Source organism: Mesorhizobium temperatum, assembly GCF_002284575.1.
GTDB lineage: Bacteria > Pseudomonadota > Alphaproteobacteria > Rhizobiales > Rhizobiaceae > Mesorhizobium > Mesorhizobium temperatum.
This window is the reverse complement of record NZ_NPKJ01000019.1, coordinates 150,811-170,143: the sequence shown is the minus strand read 5'-3', so window position 1 is coordinate 170,143 and position 19,333 is coordinate 150,811. Positions and strand designations below refer to the sequence as shown.

Below are 19,333 nucleotides of genomic sequence, written 5' to 3'. Positions count from 1 at the left end.
GCATCTGATTTAACCGGCACGGCAGCTTACGCGGCTTGATACTTGGCCGCTTGGAGAAAATAAAGAATGGCGACAAAAGAAAAGGAAGAGGTCGAGACCGAACGTGAAGGCGCCACCGACGGCCCTCTGCTCGACCTTTCCGACGATGCTGTCAAGAAGATGATCAAGGCCGCCAAGAAGCGCGGCTATGTCACCATGGACGAACTGAATTCGGTGCTGCCCTCGGAGGAAGTGACCTCCGAGCAGATCGAGGACACGATGGCCATGCTCTCCGACATGGGCATCAACGTGGTCGAGGACGACGAGCAGGGCGAGGAGCCCGAAGCCGCCGACGCGGCTGCCGACGCCGAGGAAGACGCCAACGAACTGGCCGAGCAGACCGGTACCGCCGTTGCCGCGACGACCACCAAGAAAGAGCCGACCGATCGCACCGACGATCCGGTTCGCATGTATCTGCGCGAAATGGGCTCGGTCGAGCTTCTGTCGCGCGAAGGCGAAATCGCGATTGCCAAGCGCATCGAGGCCGGCCGCGAGACGATGATCGCGGGCCTGTGCGAAAGCCCACTGACCTTCCAGGCCATCATCATCTGGCGTGACGAGCTCAACGAATCGAAGATCCTGTTGCGCGAGATCATCGACCTCGAAGCGACCTATGCCGGACCGGAGGCCAAGCAGGCGCCGGTGGTCGAGCGGATCGAGGAAGCCAAGACCGAGGAAAAGCCGCGCCGTTCGCGCGAGGACGAGGACGACATCACCAATGTCGGCGCCGACACGCGCGGTCTGACTGATGACGACGAGGAAGACGAGGACGAAGCGAGCCTGTCGCTGGCGGCGATGGAAGCGGAGCTGCGCCCGCAGGTGATGGAGACGCTCGACGTCATCGCCGACACCTATAAGAAATTGCGCAAGCTGCAGGACCAGCAGGTCGAGAACCGGCTGGCTGCCGCCGGCACGCTGTCGCCCAGCCAGGACCGCCGGCTGAAGGAGCTGAAGGACCAGCTGATCAAGGCGGTGAAGTCGCTGTCCTTGAACACAGCGCGCATCGAGGCATTGGTCGAGCAGCTCTACGATATCAACAAGCGCCTGGTGCAGAACGAAGGCAAGCTGTTGCGGCTGGCCGAAAGCTATGGCGTGCGCCGCGAAGAATTCCTGAAGGAATACCAGGGCTCGGAACTCGATCCCAACTGGACGCGCTCGATCGGCAATCTGACCTCGCGCGGCTGGAAGGAATTCACCAAGAACGAGAAGGACGCGATACGCGACCTGCGCGCCGAGATCCAGAACCTCGCCACCGAAACGGCGATCTCGATCCTCGAATTCCGCAAGATCGTCAACCAGGTGCAGAAGGGCGAGCGCGAAGCCGCGATCGCCAAGAAGGAAATGGTGGAGGCCAATCTGCGCCTCGTCATTTCCATCGCCAAGAAATACACCAATCGCGGCCTGCAGTTCCTCGATCTGATCCAGGAAGGCAATATCGGCCTGATGAAGGCGGTCGACAAATTCGAATACCGCCGCGGCTATAAGTTCTCGACCTATGCGACATGGTGGATCCGGCAAGCGATCACCCGCTCGATCGCCGACCAGGCGCGCACCATCCGCATTCCGGTGCACATGATCGAGACGATCAACAAGATCGTGCGCACCTCGCGCCAGATGCTGCACGAGATCGGCCGCGAGCCGACGCCGGAGGAACTGGCGGAAAAGCTCGCCATGCCGCTGGAAAAAGTGCGCAAGGTGCTGAAGATCGCCAAGGAGCCGATTTCGCTCGAAACGCCGGTCGGCGACGAGGAGGATTCGCATCTCGGCGATTTCATCGAGGACAAGATGGCGATCCTGCCGATCGACGCGGCGATCCAGGCCAATCTGCGCGAGACGACGACGCGGGTGCTTGCTTCGCTTACCCCGCGAGAAGAGCGCGTGCTCAGAATGCGCTTCGGCATCGGCATGAACACCGACCACACGCTGGAGGAGGTCGGCCAGCAGTTCTCGGTCACCCGCGAGCGCATCCGCCAGATCGAAGCCAAGGCGCTGCGCAAACTCAAGCACCCGAGCCGCTCGCGCAAGCTGCGGAGCTTCCTCGATAGCTGATGCCGGGTGACTGATAAGCAATTCAAAGGGCGCTGCGGCGCCCTTTTTCGTGGCAAAGCGATTGTCCCGCCAGACGGTGCGGTTGTTGTTGCAGCACACCTGCTGTGGGAGGATAATCTCATGTCGGATGCATTTTTTGGGCGACAAACCCGGATGCCCGCCCCGGCAGTGACGCCGTGCTCCGAGGCTCCGGAGGGAGGTGTGCATGACAAACTATATCGTGCTGATCAACTGGACGGAGCAGGGCGCTAAAAATGTGCGCGAGTCGCCGAAGCGGCTCGATGCCGCCAAGAAGCTGCTGGGAGACATGGGCGGCTCGTTCAAGGCGTTTTATCTCACCATGGGCGAATGCGATATGGTGGCGATCGTCGAAGCGCCTGACGATGCGGTGCTCGCTCGTTTCTCGCTGATGCTGGCGTCAGGCGGTAACGTGAGGACGCGGACGCTCAAGGCTTTCCCGGAATTGGCCTATCGCGAGATCATCGCCTCGCTCGGCTGAGGCGTTGCGCGGCTACAGATCCGCGCAAGCTGCCGAGCCCGGATATCGACGGTCAGGCGCCGCTTGACGGCGCCCGATCCGCTGCGAGGTGAAGCTTCCACGGGCAAACGTCAATGCACCCTACGACTATCGCGCCGTCTACGGTGGCGAGGCGAAAAGCATCGTGCGACGGCTCTATTCCAGGGATTTCGAGCGCTTCGGCTACGAATTTTGATTTTTTCGAGATATCCGCAATTAATCGGCACGATGCCGCGTCGCGGCCAGTCTGGTCCGAAATATTGCGGGCCGAAGGGATTTCCCGGATAGTCAGCGCAGCCCTTCAGCTCGCGTCTCGAAACACATGCCCAAGCCTCAACTGACCGTCTGGTACAACACCCGTTGTCCGGTTTGCGATGCCGGGATCAGCCGGCAAAAGCGGCGGCTGGTCGAGGCGATCAAGGCCGGGCGGATCACGTTTCGCGACATCAATGCCGAGCCGGCGGCACTGGCCGGATACGGCGTGTCGCTGGAGGACATCCGCCGCCGGCTGCACGCAACCGAGGCGGACGGCAAACTGCTGGTTGGCGCCGATGTCGCAATTGCCGTCTGGCTGAGAACGCCGGGCGAGGGCTGGCTTGCAACGCTGTTCGGCAACCCCGCCGCGTTGCCGTTGACGCGCTATGCCTATGATCGCTTCGCCGATCTTCTCTATGCCTGGAACCGGCGCAAGGGCCGCTGGTAACCGATATTAGCCAAGGCTCGGTGACGAATTCAATCCGGTTGGCACCGTTCTCAGATACATCGTAAGATATATCTTGACTCAACGGCCTCACCCGCATAATTGAGCTATATCGTAAGACATAACTCAAGGAGCAGACAATGCACGGACATCATCATTTCGGCGAGCATGCCGAGCGCGTTTTCATGCATATGGCCGGCAAGTTCGGCGGTCGTGGCGGCGGCTTCGGCCCATTCGGCCACGGCATGAGGGGCGGCGGGCGTGGCGGGCCGGGCGACATGTTCCGCGCCGGGCGTATGCTGGCCGACGGCGATCTCAAGCTGATCACGCTGTCGCTGCTGGCCGAGGCGCCGCGCCACGGCTATGACATCATCAAGGCGCTGGAGGAACGCACCAGCGGCGTCTACAGCCCGAGCCCCGGCGTGGTCTATCCGACGCTGACCTTCCTGGGAGAGGCCGGCTATGCCGTCTCGTCGGCGGAAGGCAACAAGAAGGTGTTTTCGATTACCGAGGCAGGGCAGGCGCATCTCAATGACAATCGCGAGATGATCGACCACGTGCTCGATCATCTCGAGCGTTTCGGCCGCAAGATGGCTAAGGCGCGCGACTGGTTCGGCTGGAACGACGACGGCGAGGATGGCGGACGGCGCGGCCGCGGCGGTTCGGAAAAGCGCGACGAATTCCGCGCCGTGCGCCACCGGCTGCGCGCAGCCCTCGGCGACATCGTCGACGCGCCCGCTGAAAAACAGGCCGAGGCGATCGCGATATTGAAAGGGGCGGCCGAAGCCCTCGAAGCGCTGTCGCGCGGCTGACTTCTGCGGCCCGGAACGGCCCCTTGCCGGTTTGCCTAAGGACCGCTAGTGAAATCATCCTGCACCACGCTATGTGATGCAGGATGATTGCCGTTGGAGGTCGCCCCCATGTCTTTTCTGAAACGTCTTTTCGGCGGTGGCGGCGGTGACGCGGGCGAGCCAAAGAGTGCTGCACCGGCAAAGCAGATCGAGCATAAGGGATTTTTGATCAGCGCCACGCCTTACAAGGCGGAGGGCCAGTACCAGACCTGCGGCGTGGTTTCGAAGGAAATCGACGGCGTGGTGAAGGAACACAAATTCATCCGCGCCGATCGTTTTGCCGGGCTCGACGACGCTGTCGACATCTCGATCAAGAAGGGTATCCAACTGGTCGACGAGCAGGGCGAGAAGATCTTCGGTTAGCTTGGCGAACGGCGATGTCGCGCGACATCGGAGCGACGTCAGAAAGCTGTAGGAACCGCCGACGCCTCGTCGGGCATCAGGCGGCAAGTGCAAAAAAGGCAGGCGCCCGGCGCCTGCCTTTTTTGTTCTGATTACCAGCTGTTCGCGCTCTACGCGGCAGCGGCAACTGCCCCGGTTGAAGCCACCACCGCATCCACCTTGGCCGATGCCTTGGCCAGAGCGGCGGTGACGGCCTCGGGCCCCATGCCGACGCCTTCGATGCGGATGACCTCGACGTCGGTCATGCCGATGAAGCCAAGCACGCTGCGCAGATAAGGGACGGCGTGATCCATCTGCACGGCAGCGCCTTCCGAATAGATGCCGCCCGAGGCAAGGACGATGTAGACCTTCTTGCCGGTGACGAGGCCCTTCGGGCCGTTCTCGCCATAGGCAAAAGTCTTGCCGGTGCGGGCGACATGATCGACCCAGGATTTCAGGGTCGACGAGATGCCGAAATTGATGAAGCCGGTGGCGAGGATGATGGTGTCGGCCGCAAACAGTTCATCCAACACGCCGTCGGAGACGCCAACGACCTCGGCCTGGCGCTGGGTACGGGCTTCGACGGGCGTATAGATGCCAGCCGAATAGTCCGGATCGATGTGCGGCAGCGGGTTTGCCACGAGATCGCGTGCGACCAACTTGGCCGAAGGATCGGCGGCGAGGAGCTTTTCTGCAAGTTCAGTGGCGATGCGGGTCGAATGCGAGGCAGCGCCGCGCGGGCTGGATGTGACAAGAAGGATGGACATGGCGGGTCTCCAGGGTTGGAATGATTTGTCCCGCCAGATATGGGCCCTCGACCCATTTGAAAAACTGGTATATTTTATATATGTTCCATCTAAACATTGGATGGAACGATGCAGCCAAACCCGACGCTCGATCAGCTTCAGATACTTGTCACCGTCGCCGACACCGGCAGCTTTTCGGCCGCCGGACGTAAGCTCAATCGTGCGCAATCGGTCATCAGCTATGCCATCGCCAATCTAGAGGCGCAGCTCGGGCTGAAACTGTTCGAGCGCGAAGGAACGCGCGAGCCGCAGCTGACTGACGTGGGCCGGGCGACGCTGGAAGATGCGCGGCGCATGGTCGGCGTGCTGCAGCGCATCCGCTCACGCGTCGATGGCCACAAGCAAGGGCTGGAAGCTGAAGTCAGCATGTCGGTCGACGTGACACTGCCTTCGCCTGTACTGGTTCGGGTTCTAAAGGCGTTCGAGGCACAGTTTCCAACGGTGACGCTGCGCCTGCATATCGGTTCGCTCGGCCTGATCCTTGACCATGTCGTCGGCGGACAGGCCGATATCGGCGTCGGCGGCATTCTGGGCGAAGCCGACGTCAACCTGTTGCGGATCGGCTTCATGACGTTGGTGCCCGCTGCTGCGCCCAGCCACCCCTTGGCGCTGCTTCCAAGACCGGTGCCGCTCGAGGAGGTGCGCGAACATATCCAGCTTGTCGTCAGCGACCTTTCGGAGCGAACGCGCGGGCGCGACTACGGCGTCTTCGCCTACCGCACCTGGCGGCTGACCGATATGCGCACCAAGCATGCGCTGATGCGCGAAGGACTGGGCTGGGGCGGGCTGCCGCGCTGGCTGATCGCCGACGATCTGGCGAGCGGCCATCTGGTCGAACTCGACCTCGAGCCCTACAGCGAGGTGCGCTCGCCGCTCTATGCCATACATCGCACCGACCGCAGCCCGAAACCCGCGGCAGCCTGGCTAATCAATCAATTCAAACGCCAACTCGGCTGCTTCAACGAGTTCGAGCCGGGTGAGGTGCCTGAGGAGGAGCCGGAGACAGTCCGTCGATCAGCGCCATGAGAACGGCGCGATAGTCCTCGGCTGAAGCGCCAGCCTCGACGGCAAGAGCAGCACGGTCGAAGGCGGCGGCGAGCAGCGCGGTCAGCGCTTCCACCGGCAATCTCATCATGGCCTGCGAGCGCATCGCTGCAACCAGGCCTTCGCGCAACGAGCGGTTGCCGTGGCGGTTGTCGATCTCGTCCATGGCGGAGCGACCCAGCACGGCCGGTCCGTCGAGCAGCAGCAGCCGGGTGCGGCCAGGTGCGCGCATGGCGGCAAGATAGGCATCGGAACCGGCGATCAGCGCGTCGCGGGCAAACAGCGACGGCGGCGAGGCGCGCTCGATCTCTTCCGCCACAGCCGCCGCCTCCTGCTCGACGACCGCGGCAAACAGCGCCTGCTTGTCGGCGAAGTGATGATAGAGCGCGCCGCGCGTGACGCCGGCTGCAGCCACGATCTCGGGCGTGCCGGTCTCCGTATAGGATTTTTCGGTGAACAGTTTTCGCGCCGCGGCGATCAGGTCGGCGCGCGTCGCTTCGGTGCGACCGCGGTTGGAACGGCGCGTGGATTCCTGTTGCATACATGCAGCCTGTATGTTAATTAAATCTACATGCAGACTGTATGTTATTCGACAGGAGAAGGAAAGATGAGGACGACGAGCTATTATCCGGTGCTGATGACGGGCGACGTTGCCGGCACGAAGGCCTTCTATATCAAGCACTTCAGCTTCAAGCCGCTGTTTGCGAGCGACTGGTACGTGCATCTGCAATCCGCCGAGGATCGCCGGGTCAATCTCGGCATCGTCCAAGGCGACCACGAGACGATACCTGAGGAGGGGCGTGGCCGAACGTCGGGGCTGTTGATCAATTTCGAGGTCAAGGATCCGGACGCGGTCTACGAACGGATCCTGGCCGCCGGCCTGCCGATCCTGCGTTCCTTGCGCGACGAACCCTTCGGCCAGCGTCATTTCATCACCAAAGACCCCAATGGCGTGCTGATCGACGTGATCAAGCCGATCCCGCCGAGCGCGGAGTTCCTGGCGCAGTTTGTTGAAGGGTGACGGGGAGCCTGAACGACGGCCCCTGGCAGGAACTGTCGGCAGAGGTGAGGGGACGGCTCGGGCCGCGTGACCGGGCGGGCATTCGCGGTCTATGGTGAGCCTGGCAACCCTGGGCCCACTCCATGCGTGAAATCTGCCTTGTCCGCGCACCCTCAAACCTTGGCCTCCGCCCACTGAGGCCAGGTCATACACCGGGGACGTGGCGTGCGCCGCAGGCATTGACCGAAGCCGGCTTGATCGAGACGCTTTCGCCCCTCAAAGTGGTTGATCTTGATCGGCCCGCCTATAGCACGGAGCCGCAGCCTGGCACCCGGCTGCGCAACGGCAACGCGATCCGCAGCTTCAATCTCGAACTCGCCGAAGTTGTTGCCGGCGCGATGGGACGAGGCGAGTTCCCGCTGGTCGTCGGCGGCGACTGCGCGGTCCTGCTTGGCGCACTGGCTGCTGCACGGCGATCCGGTCCGGTGGCATTGGTCCATGTCGACGGTCACAGCGATTTCCACCATCCGGGCAATTACGACATCAACGCTTCGCTCGGCTCGGCCGCCGGCATGGACCTTGCGCTCGCCACCGGACGTGGCGAGCCGTTGCTGACCGACTGGCCCGACATCGCAAGCCCTCTTGTTGCGGACGAACAGGTGATTCAGATCGGCGAACGCGAGAACCGCGACCCCGACTTTGCCTGGCCGGACATCAATTCGACCGCGATGACGCTGATCGATGTCTTTGCCGTGCGAGAGCTTGGCGCGGCAAAGGTCCTGGAAAAGACCTGGACCACGCTGGCGCGAACCGGCTGGCCCTATTGGGTGCATTTCGACGTCGATGCGCTCGATCAGACGGTGATGCCGGCGGTGGATTCACCAGGCAGTCCCGGCATCGATCCCGAGGATCTCGTCGCCATCCTCGCGGCGCTGGTGGCAGATCCGCGCTGCATCGGAATGGACATGACCATTTTCGATCCGGATCTCGATCCGACCGGCGAGCTGGCAGTGCTGCTGGTTTCGCTGCTTGGCCGGATCTATGCGCCGCGTTAGAGCGACGTGCGTCCACTTGGACGCACAAAGTACGCTCTAACACTTTGAATCTGCGCATCGTGCTTCCGAAAATCGATTCCGATTTTGCGGGCCGATGCGATAGTTATTAGGTCCGCGCCACCGGCATCACCGTGACCTGAGTAATGCCGGAGCGGCGCACGACCGTGCACAGCGTCTCGCGGCCGATGCGCTCGGCGTCGAGCAGGCGCACCAGATCGTCGACGCCGGTGACCGGGCGTCCGTCGATGGCGGCGATGATGTCGCCTTCCCTGAGCCCGGCCTTGGCCGCCGGGCTGTTCGCCTCGACGCTGCGCAGGCGCACCGCCGTGCTGCTCGACACCTGCGACAGAAGGGCGGCGCGGCGCGGCAGGTTTGCCGTGTCGGCCGAGACGCCGATGAAGGCGCGGCGGACGCGGCCGAAGCGGATGATTTCCGAAATGACGAAGTTGGCGGTGTTGGAGGCAACCGCGAAGGCGATGCCTTGCGCGCCGTGGATCATGGCGGTGTTGACGCCGATGACCTCGGCCGCCGACGACACCAGCGGTCCGCCGGAATTGCCGGGGTTGAGCGCTGCGTCGGTCTGGATGACATCGTCGATCAGCCGGCCGGTGGAGGCACGCATCGAGCGGCCGAGCGCCGAGACGACACCTGATGTGACGGTCCATTCGAAGCCGAGCGGGTTGCCGATGGCAATGGCGATCTGGCCGCGCCGCAGGCGCTTGGAATCGCCGAGCGGCGCGATATCGGCAAAGCTGCCGTCGGCACGCACCAGCGCGATGTCGGTGTCGGGGTCGCGACCGAGAACACGGCCTTCTCTGGAGATGCCGTCCGGCATGGTGACGCGGACGGTGCGGGCATCGCCGACGACGTGGAAATTGGTGACGACCAGCCCGTCCGGCGTGATGACGAAGCCTGAGCCTTGGCCGCCGGCTCCACCGATGCGCTCGATGCGGCAGACGGCGGGACCGATGCGGTCCACGGCATCGGCGACCGTTGCCGAATAATCATCGAGCAGCGCATCGTCGAACTGCAATTGCTGGGCGGGGAGGGACATGGCAGGGCTCCGTGTCTTTAGAGCAAGATGAAGGATGCCTATATGTGCGGAGCGGCCGGATCGGTCGCGACCTGACCAGATGGCCAGTCCAACGCCCAACTAGCCGTCAGGCGAGTACCCGCCAACGCGATGCCGAGCGATATCTAGGGTATGAAAAAACCCAGGAGATCCAAGATGAGCGACTTCAATCTGAGCGCATTTTCCGACGCCATCGCCGATATCGCCGCCGCAGCGGCGCCGGCGACCGCGAGCTTCGCCGCGCATCAGCATCGCACCGCGACCGCCTTCCATTGGCGCGACGGCTATTTCATCGCTGCCGAGGAGGCGGTGGAGGCCGGCGAGGAGATCGAGCTGACGCTTTCTTCGGGCGACAGGCTGAAGGCTGAGCTGGTCGGCCGCGATCCATCCACTGGGACGGCCCTTCTGAAGCCGACCGGCGTGCCGGACGTGCCGCCACTGGCCAAGGCAGGCACGGTGCGGCCGGGCCATCTGGCCATCGCCGTCGGCAATAGTGACGGTGCGGGGCTCGCCGCATTCGGCACGGTCGGTGAGGTCGGTCCGACCTGGCGCTCGATGCGCGGCGGCACGATCGACCGGCGCATCAATCTGGCCGTCAATGCCGGCGGCCGTTTCGAGGGCGGCCCTGTGCTCGACGCCAAGGGCGCACTGATCGGCATGCTGCTGTTCGGGCCGCGCCGGCGGGCGCTGGTCATGCCTTACGAGACGATCGAACGGGCGGTGGCGACGCTACGCGAGAAGGGCCATGTCGCGCGCGGCTATCTCGGCGCCGGCCTGCACCCGATCCGCAATGGCGACACGCATGGCGCGATGGTGATGAGCCTCGACGACAATGGCCCGGCGAAGGCGGCCGGCCTGCATCTTGGCGACATCATCGTGTCGTGGAACGGCGAGGCCGTGCATGGTCCGCGCGAGCTGATCCGCAGGCTCGGGCCGGACAGCGCCGGCGCGTCGGTGACGCTCGGCGTGGTGCGCGGCGGCGAGCAGCGCGATGTCGTGCTGACCATCGGCGAAAAGCCGCTGAACTGAGAAGATCGATGGCAAGTCACGGGATCACGAGGCGGCGGCTGACGGTACTGATCGCGCTCGATGACGCCGTGCGTGCCGAACACCTGTCAACGGCCCTTGCCGCGACTGACGATCTGCTGCCGATTGTGGCCGGCAACAGCGATAGCGGCGACAGAGCGGATGTCGCGGTTGTCGATGAGAATAGCCTGGAAAGAGGGGGCATCGAGGGCGGGGCTACCGATCCAGCGATACCCCAGGTGCTCTTGTCTCAACGAGCGAGGCGGCAGTGGCCGGCCGATATCGTGTTTGCCGTGCTGCCGGCGGCAGCGGACGATCTGCTGATCGCTGCCGCCGCGCGGCTGGCGGCGGCTGGCTATCGGATCTCGGGCGAGGGCCGCCCCCTGTCCGATCGGCATGACGATTTCGCCTTCCATGACGACGACCTCTCCGACGAGGAGCCGGTTGACGATAGGGCCGAGCGGCCGGCGCTTTCGCCGCGCGAGAGCGAAGTGCTGGCGCTGTTGGCCGAGGGTGCGCCCAACAAGGTGATCGCGCGGCGCTTGAACATTTCTGTGCACACGGCGAAGTTCCACGTCGCGGCGATCCTGATCAAGCTAGGTGCGGCCAACCGCACCGACGCGATCGCCATCGCCATGCGGCAAGGCCTGGTGCTCGTCTAACCTCCGAGCCTACGCAGCGTAATCAACATCCAGCGTGTTGGGCCTTGCGCGGCACGCAACCGCCGCGCAAGGATCACGCCTGTAATGTTGCAAGGGAGGCGCAAGACATGTCGCTCAATGGAAAGACGCTGTTCATCTCCGGCGGGTCGCGCGGCATCGGGCTGGCGATCGCGCTGCGCGCTGCGAGCGACGGCGCCAATGTGACGATCGCGGCCAAGACCGCCGAGCCGCATCCAAAGCTGCCGGGTACGATCTACACGGCGGCTGAGGAGATCGAGCAGGCAGGCGGCAAGGCGTTGCCGATGTTGTGCGACATACGCGAGGAGGGGCAGGTGGCCGAGGCGGTCGCCCGGACCGTCGAAAAATTCGGCGGCATCGACATCTGCATCAACAATGCCAGCGCCATCCAACTCACCGGCACGCTGGAAACCGACATGAAGCGCTACGATCTGATGCACCAGATCAACACCCGCGGGACGTTCCTGGTTTCCAAAATGTGCATTCCGCACCTGAAGTTGGCTGACAATCCTCACATCTTGAATCTGGCGCCGCCGCTCGACATGAAGGCCAAATGGTTCAAGAACCATGTCGCCTATACGATGGCCAAATTCGGCATGTCGATGTGCACGCTGGGCATGAGCGTGGAGTTCGCCAGGGACGGCATCGCCGTCAATTCGCTGTGGCCGATCTCGACGATCGATACGGCAGCGGTGCGCAATCTTCTGGGCGGGGCGACAGTGGCGGCGATGAGCCGTTCGCCCGATATCATGGCCGATGCCGCGCATGCGATCCTGCTCAGGCCGTCGCGCGAAGCGACCGGCAATTTCTACATCGACGAGGAGGTGCTGCGCGCCGAGGGCGTTAGCGATTTTTCGATCTATGCGCCGGGCGCGACAGGTCCGCTCGCCGGTGACTTCTTCGTGCCCGACGAGGTGTTTGCGAATTCGGTTACGAACATAAAGGGGATTTATTAGCGAGAATCGCGCTGCTGTCTGAGCACCGTATTTCGGGCGGGTCGCTCTCGTTTGGAAGGGTTTGAGGCGGAGGGCCACGTGAGGAATTGTCTGGGCCTCGCATAGGCTTCGGTTCTCCACCGAAGCCGGAAACAAAACCCCGCCGGCGAGGGGGTACCGGCGGGGCTCATGTGTCCCGCTGGAGTCGGGACAGGGCAGGGAAGCCCTAGCCAGAATCTGGGGTGGACGACCTCGCGATTCAATGCCTGGTTAAATCGCGACGTACATTCTCCTTCAACCTCGGCTCATTGCCGGAAATAGCCCATCCCGGTGAAACCGGGGTGGGCTCTTTCTTCCCGTATAGATTCCAGAAACCAGTTCAGGTTTCTGGAATTGTTGCTTTTAAGTTGGCCATGGTCTTTACGAAAGCGGTTTCCACTTTTTGCTTCGCTGACCTTCGGTTCGGGGCCATGGCCTAATTCGTACTGGCGACCGGCGCCACCAGCGAGGTGATGCGGCGGATGGCGACGCGACGGTTCTCGCGCTCAGGCTCCGACGTGTTGACCTTGAGATACTCCTCGCCATAGCCCTGTGTCGTCAGGTTCTCCGGCGGGATGCTGAAGGCATTGGTCAGGGCTTCGGCGACAGCCTCCGCGCGACGGTCGGACAGGGCGAGGTTCGCCTCCGGCCTGCCGACGGCATCGGTATGGCCTTCGATCAGGAAGGTTTCCGCCGGATTCTTCTCCAGCAGCTTCTCCATGGCACTGGCGACGCCTTCGAGTTTCTGCACCTCGGTGTCGGGGATCGAGGCTGAACCGAATTCGAAGTTCAGCGTGTCGAGGTCGATGCGGCGGGCGATGTCGCGCACGCGGGCCGAGCGCTTGACCTCGTCGATCGAGTAGAGGCGCTGAACCCTCTCCACCGGCGGCTGTTCGAGGAAGGCATAGTAGTCGTCCGGATCCTCGACCTCTTCGGAATCCAGAATGTACTCCTCGCGCGGAATGTCGATCCGAATCGGCGGCAGGTCGTCACCCGGATCGCGCCAGTCGCCATCGTCCTCATAGTACCGCTCGTCGACATAGCTCAGCACATATTCGCGTCCGTCGGGCGCGATGCGTGAACGCTGGATGACGTCGCCGTAGCGGTTGCGGATGGTGACGATCTGGATTCCGTTGTCACGTTCGACGATTTCCCGGGTGCGATCGCCCGACAGCTCCTCATAGTAGACGTTCCTCGCGCCACGGTGCATGCGCGGGGCATCGTCGCTTTCGACGATCGTCTGGTTGTTGAACTGGAGGATAACGCGGTCGCCGAGTTCCCTGACGACGTCGACCCCTCGCGGGCGTGGACGGCGGCGAACGTCCTCGTCGTCGGGCGCACGCTCAACGCGTTTGCCCTTTTCCTCGGTCACCGGAACCATCCTCTCGAGCTTGAGCTCCTGCTGGGCCGCCCTGTCGTCGGTGGGCGGCGGTCCCTGGTCGACCGGAGCCGGCTTCGGGGCTTCCGCCTGCTCGCCGTTCTGCTGGGTGGGCTGACCACCCGCGTCCTGGCCGCCCGGCTCTTGCGCGTTGTCCCTGCCGCCCCTGCGCTTGCGCACGACATCCTTCTGGCTGTCGAACACGGGAGCCTCGCCCTGGGCCGGACCTTCCCCTTCGGCGGGCGCGGCCTGTTGGTCCTCGGTGGGCTGCTCGCCGGTTGTCGGCTGCTCTCCCGTCACCGGCTGTTCGCCGATAGGCTTCTTGCGACGGTCCTTAGCCTGATCCCGGGGCTTTTCGCGCTCGGCGGGAGCCGTTTGCTGGTCGGTCGGAAGCGGTTCGGCCTGCTCGCCGGCGGGCGTTTCCTTCCTGGCCGGCTGTTCAGCTGGCGCAGCTTCGATCTGCTGATCCTGGTCCCGCTTCTTCCGGCGCGGCGTGACCTGCTCGTTGTCATTTGCAGGTGCGGCCTTTTCGCGCGGCGCCGCCTGTTCGGCGGGTTCTTCGGCGGGTGCGGCTTCGATCTGCTGTTGCTGGTCGCGCTTCTTTCTGCGCGGCTGCTCTTCGGCCGGGGCGGCCTGTTCGGCCGGCGCTGCTTCGATCTGCTGTTCTTCGCGCTTCTTCCTGCGCGGTTTTTGCTCTTCGGCCGGGGCGGCCTGTTCGGCCGGCGCTGCTTCGATCTGCTGTTGGTCGCGCTTCTTCCTGCGCGGTTTTTGCTCTTCGGCCGGGGCGGCCTGTTCGGCCGGGGCTGCTTCGATCTGCTGTTGGTCGCGCTTTTTTCTGCGCGGTTTTTGCTCTTCGGCCGGGGCCGCCTGTTCGGCAGGGGCTGGTTCGGTCTGCTGTTGCTGCTCGCGCTTCTTCCTGCGTTGATTGCCCTGCTCGTCCCCGGAAGGCGCGGCCTGCTCCGTGGGAGCCGATTCAGCCTGCCGCTCGCGCTTCTTGCGCGGCTTCTGCTCCGGTTCCGCCTGCTGTGGGCAGCCTTCCGCCGACTCGCCTTCGGGGCAATTCGATTGCGCCAGGATCAAGGGCGTTGCGGTACGCTGCGGCGGTTCGAACGCGGCGCTGCCCTGCAGCGGGAATGCGCCCAACGGCGCGGACGCCATCAGCAGGCCAAGTGCCGTGCCTGCCAGAATCCGTGGTTGGCGTTTCATTAGAAATCCTCCTTTTGGCGTCCCATCCCGGCCCAAACTGTTCATCAACCGGATTGGTTCCGGTTAGCAGGCATTAACGGCGACGAACGGCGATTGGCCGGCGTTTTGAAGGCGACTTCGTGTCATTCCTATGGTGCCGGCCTATGGTGCCGGCCGGATTTGCGTCTGTTGCGGTGCTTGACCTTGACGCCGGCGGGGGCCACATCCCGTCAATGGAAACGCCGTTCTGGAAAACCAAGACGCTCGAAGCGATGACCCCGGCCGAGTGGGAATCGCTTTGCGACGGCTGCGGTAAATGCTGCCTGTCGAAACTCGAGGACGAAGACACCGGCGAGATCTACTGGACGAGCGTCGGCTGCCGGCTGTTCGACGCCGAAACGTGCCGCTGTTCGGACTATGCCAACCGGCTGGCGCGCGTCCCGGACTGCGTCGGGCTGACGCCGCAGAATGTGCGCACCATCAGCTGGCTGCCCAAGACCTGCGCCTATCGACTGGTCGCCGAGGGCCACGATCTCTACTGGTGGCACAGACTGGTGTCGGGGAGTGCCGAGACGGTGCATGAGGCCGGCATCTCGATGCGCGGCCGGGTCAGCGCCAGCGAGACCGATCTTGCCGAGCCGGACGACTATTTCGAGCACATGCTGGACGACGAGCCTTAGGGGGTGCCTCGAGCCAGGGCCCGGAACCGGCTGCGCGACATGGCGTTTTCTATCCAGATTGTTCAAAACCGGCTAGATCGTTCAGGACCGGCCAGTTGTTCAAAACCGGCCAGTTATTCAGAACCGGCCAGTTATTCAGAACCGGAAAGTTGTTCAGAACCGGAAAGCGGAGAAAACTGCGAAATTACCTCTTGTTGCCACATGAACCCAATATGAACGGCTGGTTCGCAAAAAGTTCAGATACGCAGGCGCATTCTCCTCCCCATCGGTTCGACCAAGACACATCGGTTCGATCAAGACACACCGGTTTCGATCAAGACACACCGGTTTCGATCAAGACGGCGGAAGCCCTGAACAAGGAGAGAAGACAATGTTCAACACGATCAAGACGGCGGCCCTTTCGGCGCTTATCGGCCTCGGCACGCTTGCCGCTATCCCCGCCACTGCCCAGGCAGACAGCATCTATCTCGGCTTTGGCAATAACGACGATCCGCGCGTCGGCGTCTATACCGGCGACGACGATGATTTCTACCGCGAACGTCGCCGCGAACGGGACTGGCGCCGGTCCTGCTCGCCAAACCGTGCCCTCAATAAGGCAGAGCGCATGGGTCTGCGCCGCGCCCGTATTATCGACGTCAGCCGCCGCACGGTTAAAGTCGCGGGCCGCCAGTACGGCGACCGCGTGGTGGTCGTGTTCGCCAATGAGCGCGGCTGCCCGGTTATCTACCGATAAACGTTCGGCACGTTGCCTACCGGCAACGGCCTGGAGTAGCAGAGCCCCTTTCCGCCAGGGCGGAAGGGTGCGGCTCGAAAAAACCCCGGAGGACCAGTCCTCCGGGGTTTTTTGATGCAGCAAATGCCGAACCGTTCAGGCGGCGGCGGTCACTTCAACTCGAAAGTGACAGTGACCTGCACCGTGTAGGAATTCTCGCCGGCCTGCACCGGAACCGATTCGCGGGCCGCGTCGAAGGCCTTGGCGTTCATCGGTATCGGCGGCGGCGCGACATTCTGGTCGGTGATTTCCAGCACCCGCCCGATGCTGACGCCGGCGGCTTCAGCCAGCGTCTTTGCCTTGGCCATGGCGTCGGCGACTGCCTTTTTGCGGGCTTCGGTGAGAGTTGCAGCCGGATCCTCGTTGGAAAACGAGATGCCGCCGCCCTGGTTGACGCCGAGCGATACCGCCTTGTCGAGAATCTCGCCGGTTTTGTCGATGTCGCGGATGCGCACCGAAAGCGTGTTGGTCACCTGGTAGGCGATGAGTTCGGCTTCCTGGCTGCCGTCCGGCTTGTTGGTGTAGTTGTAGCGGGGGCTGATCTGGATGCCGGCTGTCTGCAGGTCGCGCTCCTTGATGCCAGCCGACTTCATAGCGGCGATCACGGAGGCCATGGCGTCGTTGTTGGCATCGAGCGCGGCACGCGCGGTCTTGGCCTCGCGCATGACGCTGAGCGTCAGCAGTGCCAGATCGGGGGCCGCGGTCGCTTCGCCTTCGCCGGTGACGACGATACGGGGCGGGGGCGGCGAATCGGTCGCGCCGGCCATCGCCGGAAACGCGATTGCGGCGGCGAGCGCCAAGGGCAAAAGATGTCTGGTCATAAAAATCTCCTCGGTCTGCGATCCAGTCGCGCTGTCGACTACCGCATCGGCCCAAGAATCGGAATCGATTTCGGAAAGCACGATGCGTAGATTCAAAGCGTTAGAGCGTACTTTGCGCGTCTAAGTGGACGCACGTCGCTCTACTGTCTGAATATGGGCTGATTTGGACGATCTCGGCCAGCCAGTTCGGAAAGCCTTGTGCGATTCGGGGAAAAACATTAATCCAGCCGCGTGTGGGGCCTGTAGCTCAATGGTTAGAGCCGGCGGCTCATAACCGCTTGGTTGGGGGTTCGAGTCCCTCCGGGCCCACCATAACCTTTGATTTCATTGATAAAAAGTGCCATCGGCCCAAAACGTTTTGGGCCCATTATGGGCCCAAGGCAAGGCCGTGGCCCCGGTTTGTTCCGACTCGATTTGGTTATTTGACAATGCGGAGGTTTGTCCGCCGCTTCATGGCGTCGCGTTTGGCCTCGCGCTCGTTGATGGCACGAGCAATATCAACCGCGATCCGCTTCTTATTGGCCTCGCGGACATACTCATCCGTCACGGCCATTGAGGAATGGCCCATCGCCTCCATAATGGCCCGCGCTTGGATGTTGCATTCAGCGAGGTAGGTGCCGAAGGTGCGGCGCAGGCCATGGAGCGTGTAGCCGCTAGGAATTCCCGCCTGCCGCGTCCAGTGCTGCATCATGCCGGTCAGGCTCTTTTCCGAGAATGACCTGCCATAGGCGTTCTTTAAGACAGTGCCGCCTTTCGAGCGATCGAGCGGGTCCAAGGCCGATGCTAGTTTGTCTACGACTGGAATGAACATCTCCCGCCCGCCATGGCGGTTGCGGTTCTTCTTCTGGCGGAAATCAAAGGCCTCGATTAGCACCAGCGAGCCGTCGAACAGTTCGATCTCTTCCGTTAAAAGATCGTCCCACTCAAGAGCAGCGATATCGCCGCGCCGATTTCCAAGCCAGAAGCCGAGTGCATAGCAGGTGCGTGCGGCTGTGCCGATTGGGTGTCGCTCCTCGAACCTTTCGCGCATCGCAATTGGCCAAGCTGGGTTCTTGGTCGATTTGGGCACCCGCACACGGATAGATAGCGATGGATCATCCTGCGGCTTGATCCATTTTTCGACATCGGTCGCGACCCATAGAAGCTTCTTGATGGCGACCAACATGTGTTTGGCGACTGTGCGGTTTGTCCTGAAGATGCCTTCAATGATGGCGCGAAGCCGATCCGCGTCGAGATGTTCGACAGGAGTATCGCGCCAGGTGAGTGGGTAGTTGGGATCGACCCGCAGGTTGAGAAAACGCTCAATCAGTCGCGCATTCTTCTGCTGCGTGGCTTCATCAAAATCCAGCCACTCCATTGTCGTTTCAAGCCGGCGCGCGGCATGGCCAAAGGTTTTTGGCAGTGCCCGACCGGGCAAATCGATGATAACTGCCTTCTTGCCTTGACCCTGCGTGGCCTTCTCGTAAGCCGCCTCGAACTCGGGATCGCCGGGCTTACCGGGAAGGCGGATTTCGGGCATGCCTTTTGCGCGGTAGCGATAAGCTAGCTTGCCGTTCTTGAGACGCGAAGAGACCCCAGGGTATCGCGCATCCTTGAAGGGCCTAGCCATCAAACGCTCCTTCCAGACTTCTGCCGCCGGTGCTCAACGCGCGGGGAGTTCTCCAGCATCGCCTGTAGCGAGGGTTTTGCTTTCGATGGCAACGCGCAGGAGCACCGGGTAAGGGAAGCCTCTGCCTTGCTCTATGCCTTCGAACGTGCGTTTCGGTATTCCCAGCACCTTAGCTGCGGCTTCGGCAGTGAATCCTCCCTTGGCCCGCCAGACTTTCACTTCTTGGGCAATCTTCTCATTCTCGTTCACGTCACGCCTCCCCCACAGCCCACCGGCCTACTACGCCTTTAGCGTATACGCAATGAACGTAGCACTATCTTTTTTGCCCGTCTCGCTTGCTTCGCTCTAACAGCTCTTGGAGACCGCCGTCTTTGTCCGGCAACGATGTGAAAGCGATGTCCAGAGCTACACGATCCCAGACGGCGCGACTGTTGATGCGCTTAGGCTTCGGCATACGCCCATCGGCAACCATTTCGTCGAAAAGCGTTGATCCGACACCGATATAACGAGCTGCTTCCTCACGAGAGAGACCTCGCGGCGGATACGAGAATGCGTCACTCTTCATGGACGCTGGCTCGTCCCTGATGCTCCGGGGCGTGTTGGTGTCGAAGCACAAAGCCGCATCCTGGTTGCCATTTCGAAGCGACGAGATCGTGCTCACTTAAATAAGAGGAGCCCCGTTGAGCGGAAGCGG

The 19,333-nt window shown here is 62.7% G+C and carries 23 protein-coding genes and 1 tRNA gene; 16 read left to right on the top strand and 8 right to left on the bottom strand.

Annotated elements, in window-relative coordinates:
- The first annotated feature begins 66 nt into the window (after positions 1–66).
- From rpoD to CIT26_RS04770, 6 genes are all read left to right on the top strand, one after another.
- Positions 67–2,088 (top strand): RNA polymerase sigma factor RpoD, encoded by a 2,022-nt coding sequence (gene rpoD, locus CIT26_RS04790; RefSeq protein WP_095488943.1) that lies wholly within the window; start codon positions 67–69, stop codon positions 2,086–2,088.
- Positions 2,089–2,293: 205 nt separating this feature from the next.
- Positions 2,294–2,587 (top strand): GYD domain-containing protein, encoded by a 294-nt coding sequence (locus CIT26_RS04785; RefSeq protein ID WP_095491492.1) that lies wholly within the window; start codon positions 2,294–2,296, stop codon positions 2,585–2,587.
- A gap of 88 nt (positions 2,588–2,675) precedes the next feature.
- Positions 2,676–2,801: a hypothetical protein gene (locus CIT26_RS38195; RefSeq protein WP_280951090.1), complete on the top strand. Its 126-nt coding sequence runs from the start codon at positions 2,676–2,678 to the stop codon at positions 2,799–2,801.
- A gap of 126 nt (positions 2,802–2,927) precedes the next feature.
- Positions 2,928–3,308, top strand: a complete 381-nt coding sequence (locus CIT26_RS04780) for a thiol-disulfide oxidoreductase DCC family protein (RefSeq protein WP_095491491.1) — start codon at positions 2,928–2,930, stop codon at positions 3,306–3,308.
- A gap of 137 nt (positions 3,309–3,445) precedes the next feature.
- Positions 3,446–4,117, top strand: coding sequence for a PadR family transcriptional regulator (locus CIT26_RS04775; protein WP_095491490.1), 672 nt, complete (start codon positions 3,446–3,448; stop codon positions 4,115–4,117).
- A gap of 108 nt (positions 4,118–4,225) precedes the next feature.
- Entirely contained in the window at positions 4,226–4,519 is a 294-nt protein-coding gene (locus CIT26_RS04770) for an HlyU family transcriptional regulator (RefSeq protein WP_095491489.1), read from the top strand.
- Between the two features lie 149 nt (positions 4,520–4,668).
- Here CIT26_RS04770 and CIT26_RS04765 read toward each other — a convergent pair whose 3' ends face one another.
- Complete coding sequence (locus CIT26_RS04765; protein WP_095491488.1) at positions 4,669–5,304, bottom strand: FMN-dependent NADH-azoreductase; 636 nt, start codon at positions 5,302–5,304, stop codon at positions 4,669–4,671.
- A 108-nt stretch (positions 5,305–5,412) separates the two neighbouring features.
- Here CIT26_RS04765 and CIT26_RS04760 point away from each other — a divergent pair, with 108 nt between their 5' ends.
- Positions 5,413–6,369 (top strand): LysR family transcriptional regulator, encoded by a 957-nt coding sequence (locus CIT26_RS04760; protein WP_095491651.1) that lies wholly within the window; start codon positions 5,413–5,415, stop codon positions 6,367–6,369.
- Here CIT26_RS04760 and CIT26_RS04755 read toward each other — a convergent pair.
- Positions 6,302–6,928: a TetR/AcrR family transcriptional regulator gene (locus CIT26_RS04755; protein ID WP_095491487.1), complete on the bottom strand. Its 627-nt coding sequence runs from the start codon at positions 6,926–6,928 to the stop codon at positions 6,302–6,304. The two genes, CIT26_RS04760 and CIT26_RS04755, sit on opposite strands and share 68 nt — an antisense overlap.
- Positions 6,929–6,994: 66 nt before the next feature.
- Here CIT26_RS04755 and CIT26_RS04750 point away from each other — a divergent pair, with 66 nt between their 5' ends.
- Together CIT26_RS04750 and CIT26_RS04745 are read left to right on the top strand one after the other, a co-directional pair.
- On the top strand, positions 6,995–7,408 hold the full coding sequence (locus CIT26_RS04750; RefSeq protein ID WP_095491486.1) for a VOC family protein: 414 nt from the start codon (positions 6,995–6,997) through the stop codon (positions 7,406–7,408).
- Positions 7,409–7,530: 122 nt separating this feature from the next.
- Positions 7,531–8,442, top strand: coding sequence for an arginase family protein (locus CIT26_RS04745; protein WP_206072720.1), 912 nt, complete (start codon positions 7,531–7,533; stop codon positions 8,440–8,442).
- A gap of 106 nt (positions 8,443–8,548) precedes the next feature.
- Here the strand turns inward: CIT26_RS04745 and CIT26_RS04740 are convergent, their stop codons facing one another.
- A complete protein-coding gene (locus tag CIT26_RS04740; protein ID WP_095491485.1) occupies positions 8,549–9,496 on the bottom strand; it encodes a S1C family serine protease in 948 nt (315 codons plus the stop codon).
- Between the two features lie 174 nt (positions 9,497–9,670).
- Between CIT26_RS04740 and CIT26_RS04735 the strand changes: the two genes are divergently transcribed.
- The 3 genes from CIT26_RS04735 (at position 9,671) to CIT26_RS04725 (ending at position 12,176) form a co-directional block, all read left to right on the top strand.
- The gene (locus tag CIT26_RS04735) at positions 9,671–10,543 is read left to right on the top strand and encodes a S1C family serine protease (protein WP_095491484.1); all 873 of its coding nucleotides are present in this window, start codon (positions 9,671–9,673) and stop codon (positions 10,541–10,543) included.
- 8 nt (positions 10,544–10,551) lie between these two features.
- Positions 10,552–11,202, top strand: a complete 651-nt coding sequence (locus CIT26_RS04730; protein ID WP_095491483.1) for a helix-turn-helix transcriptional regulator — start codon at positions 10,552–10,554, stop codon at positions 11,200–11,202.
- Between the two features lie 107 nt (positions 11,203–11,309).
- On the top strand, positions 11,310–12,176 hold the full coding sequence (locus CIT26_RS04725; protein WP_095491482.1) for an SDR family oxidoreductase: 867 nt from the start codon (positions 11,310–11,312) through the stop codon (positions 12,174–12,176).
- 454 nt (positions 12,177–12,630) lie between these two features.
- Here the strand turns inward: CIT26_RS04725 and CIT26_RS38435 are convergent, their stop codons facing one another.
- Positions 12,631–13,776, bottom strand: a complete 1,146-nt coding sequence (locus CIT26_RS38435) for an OmpA family protein (protein WP_342586983.1) — start codon at positions 13,774–13,776, stop codon at positions 12,631–12,633.
- A 48-nt stretch (positions 13,777–13,824) separates the two neighbouring features.
- Here CIT26_RS38435 and CIT26_RS38430 point away from each other — a divergent pair, with 48 nt between their 5' ends.
- The 3 genes from CIT26_RS38430 to CIT26_RS04705 all read left to right on the top strand — a co-directional run bounded on the left by CIT26_RS38430 (position 13,825) and on the right by CIT26_RS04705 (position 16,170).
- Positions 13,825–14,781 carry a hypothetical protein gene (locus tag CIT26_RS38430; RefSeq protein ID WP_342586982.1) on the top strand — a complete coding sequence of 319 codons (957 nt, stop codon included), beginning with the start codon at positions 13,825–13,827 and terminating at the stop codon, positions 14,779–14,781.
- 209 nt (positions 14,782–14,990) lie between these two features.
- Entirely contained in the window at positions 14,991–15,437 is a 447-nt protein-coding gene (locus CIT26_RS04710) for a YcgN family cysteine cluster protein (RefSeq protein WP_095491649.1), read from the top strand.
- 370 nt (positions 15,438–15,807) lie between these two features.
- Positions 15,808–16,170: a hypothetical protein gene (locus tag CIT26_RS04705; protein WP_095491479.1), complete on the top strand. Its 363-nt coding sequence runs from the start codon at positions 15,808–15,810 to the stop codon at positions 16,168–16,170.
- 149 nt (positions 16,171–16,319) lie between these two features.
- Here the strand turns inward: CIT26_RS04705 and CIT26_RS04700 are convergent, their stop codons facing one another.
- Complete coding sequence (locus CIT26_RS04700) at positions 16,320–17,030, bottom strand: SIMPL domain-containing protein (protein WP_095491648.1); 711 nt, start codon at positions 17,028–17,030, stop codon at positions 16,320–16,322.
- A gap of 236 nt (positions 17,031–17,266) precedes the next feature.
- On the opposite strand from CIT26_RS04700, the gene CIT26_RS04695 reads away from it, so the two are divergent.
- Positions 17,267–17,342: transfer RNA gene (locus tag CIT26_RS04695), tRNA-Ile, on the top strand.
- A 106-nt stretch (positions 17,343–17,448) separates the two neighbouring features.
- On the opposite strand, the gene CIT26_RS04690 is transcribed toward CIT26_RS04695, so the two are convergent.
- The 3 genes from CIT26_RS04690 to CIT26_RS37335 all read right to left on the bottom strand — a co-directional run bounded on the left by CIT26_RS04690 (position 17,449) and on the right by CIT26_RS37335 (position 19,204).
- Complete coding sequence (locus CIT26_RS04690; RefSeq protein WP_095491478.1) at positions 17,449–18,639, bottom strand: site-specific integrase; 1,191 nt, start codon at positions 18,637–18,639, stop codon at positions 17,449–17,451.
- Positions 18,640–18,672: 33 nt separating this feature from the next.
- Positions 18,673–18,888, bottom strand: coding sequence for a helix-turn-helix domain-containing protein (locus CIT26_RS04685; RefSeq protein ID WP_095491477.1), 216 nt, complete (start codon positions 18,886–18,888; stop codon positions 18,673–18,675).
- A 64-nt stretch (positions 18,889–18,952) separates the two neighbouring features.
- The gene (locus CIT26_RS37335; RefSeq protein WP_095491476.1) at positions 18,953–19,204 is read right to left on the bottom strand and encodes a helix-turn-helix transcriptional regulator; all 252 of its coding nucleotides are present in this window, start codon (positions 19,202–19,204) and stop codon (positions 18,953–18,955) included.
- Positions 19,205–19,333: the final 129 nt, after the last annotated feature.

Coding starts and splice junctions, on each gene's coding strand:
- CIT26_RS04700 (WP_095491648.1), bottom strand. CDS start 17,030: ATGACCAGACATCTTTTGCCCTTGGCGCTCGCCGCCGCAATCGCGTTT.
- CIT26_RS04755 (WP_095491487.1), bottom strand. CDS start 6,928: ATGCAACAGGAATCCACGCGCCGTTCCAACCGCGGTCGCACCGAAGCG.
- CIT26_RS04705 (WP_095491479.1), top strand. CDS start 15,808: ATGTTCAACACGATCAAGACGGCGGCCCTTTCGGCGCTTATCGGCCTC.
- CIT26_RS04750 (WP_095491486.1), top strand. CDS start 6,995: ATGAGGACGACGAGCTATTATCCGGTGCTGATGACGGGCGACGTTGCC.
- CIT26_RS04785 (WP_095491492.1), top strand. CDS start 2,294: ATGACAAACTATATCGTGCTGATCAACTGGACGGAGCAGGGCGCTAAA.
- CIT26_RS04710 (WP_095491649.1), top strand. CDS start 14,991: ATGGAAACGCCGTTCTGGAAAACCAAGACGCTCGAAGCGATGACCCCG.
- CIT26_RS04730 (WP_095491483.1), top strand. CDS start 10,552: ATGGCAAGTCACGGGATCACGAGGCGGCGGCTGACGGTACTGATCGCG.
- rpoD (WP_095488943.1), top strand. CDS start 67: ATGGCGACAAAAGAAAAGGAAGAGGTCGAGACCGAACGTGAAGGCGCC.
- CIT26_RS04690 (WP_095491478.1), bottom strand. CDS start 18,639: ATGGCTAGGCCCTTCAAGGATGCGCGATACCCTGGGGTCTCTTCGCGT.
- CIT26_RS04780 (WP_095491491.1), top strand. CDS start 2,928: ATGCCCAAGCCTCAACTGACCGTCTGGTACAACACCCGTTGTCCGGTT.
- CIT26_RS04725 (WP_095491482.1), top strand. CDS start 11,310: ATGTCGCTCAATGGAAAGACGCTGTTCATCTCCGGCGGGTCGCGCGGC.
- CIT26_RS04775 (WP_095491490.1), top strand. CDS start 3,446: ATGCACGGACATCATCATTTCGGCGAGCATGCCGAGCGCGTTTTCATG.
- CIT26_RS04735 (WP_095491484.1), top strand. CDS start 9,671: ATGAGCGACTTCAATCTGAGCGCATTTTCCGACGCCATCGCCGATATC.
- CIT26_RS37335 (WP_095491476.1), bottom strand. CDS start 19,204: ATGAAGAGTGACGCATTCTCGTATCCGCCGCGAGGTCTCTCTCGTGAG.
- CIT26_RS04770 (WP_095491489.1), top strand. CDS start 4,226: ATGTCTTTTCTGAAACGTCTTTTCGGCGGTGGCGGCGGTGACGCGGGC.
- CIT26_RS04740 (WP_095491485.1), bottom strand. CDS start 9,496: ATGTCCCTCCCCGCCCAGCAATTGCAGTTCGACGATGCGCTGCTCGAT.
- CIT26_RS04760 (WP_095491651.1), top strand. CDS start 5,413: ATGCAGCCAAACCCGACGCTCGATCAGCTTCAGATACTTGTCACCGTC.
- CIT26_RS04745 (WP_206072720.1), top strand. CDS start 7,531: ATGCGTGAAATCTGCCTTGTCCGCGCACCCTCAAACCTTGGCCTCCGC.
- CIT26_RS04765 (WP_095491488.1), bottom strand. CDS start 5,304: ATGTCCATCCTTCTTGTCACATCCAGCCCGCGCGGCGCTGCCTCGCAT.